At 35.2% G+C, this 930-nt stretch carries 1 pseudogene; it reads right to left on the reverse strand.

Features of this window, described 5'->3' with window-relative positions:
- Positions 1–492: 492 nt before the first annotated feature.
- Positions 493–921 (reverse strand): annotated as a pseudogene (locus tag ACPC58_RS11625) (transposase); the annotation flags it as partial.
- Positions 922–930 lie beyond the last annotated feature (9 nt).

Consider the following 930-nt stretch of genomic DNA (forward strand, 5'->3'; position numbering starts at 1 on the left):
GGGACTTTTTTTCTACACTAAAAAAGGCTCCATAATCTCTACAGTGGATTTACCCACTACAGAAATTATAGAGCCTTTTATGCTTGCTCAATGTCAATTAGAATGAAGAAAGCATAAACGTTGTGTTTTTCGTGCAAAGCAATTCACCTAAAACATTTGAAGTAAACTTCTAAAAAGTAGAGAGAGTAAAATGTGTGGGTATTTAAGGGTACCTGATCAACTTTTAAATTTCTTTAGAGTCATATCTCAGAATCTATAGATTAAGAATTATTCATCACTCTTTAGTCTTTATATTTTGACCTAAAAACGTCCACTGATCTAATATACTCCGTCTTTCCCATGAAGGGGGTAGCTGTTGCAGCAAATATATTCTTCAGGAAACAATTCGCTTAAATGACAAAATACTGTACCATATGCAGCAGAAATGTGAGAATTTGCTAAACTATAAAGATTACCATCAGTGCAGTGCGGGATGCCTGCACAGTCTGTAGTTTTGTAAGGATGAACTGGTATCAACTTCGTCAATCCTAAATGGCCATTATGAAACCAAAAGTAAATGGTTGAAATACCCACTTTTATTTTCTTCTTCTTAACCATCATTTCAGGAGAAAATTTTTGCTTAGTATAGTGTACTATTTTCTCTTTCAATTCTTTCGTTGGGATTATCTTTTTCACCGATCGTTTTCGATTAATTTGGTATACCGTTTGTGCATAGTCGGCAGAATAGACTTTTTTGTACAGCCCTTTTCGCACTTGTTGTAAAGTTGTCCCACGTTTGACTTCATTATTAATGGTCTGAGGAGCCTTTCCAAGTAAACCAGCAATTTCACAATTGGACATATTTTCATTTTTCCATCGTTCAATCAGGCGACGGTTATCCATTGTCAAATGTTTGCCTTTTGGTGTATAATGTTTTTGCATCTCTGTGCC

It is taken from the genome of Streptococcus sp. VTCC 12905 (assembly GCF_049893385.1).
Classification (GTDB): Bacteria; Bacillota; Bacilli; order Lactobacillales; family Streptococcaceae; genus Streptococcus; species Streptococcus suis_AA.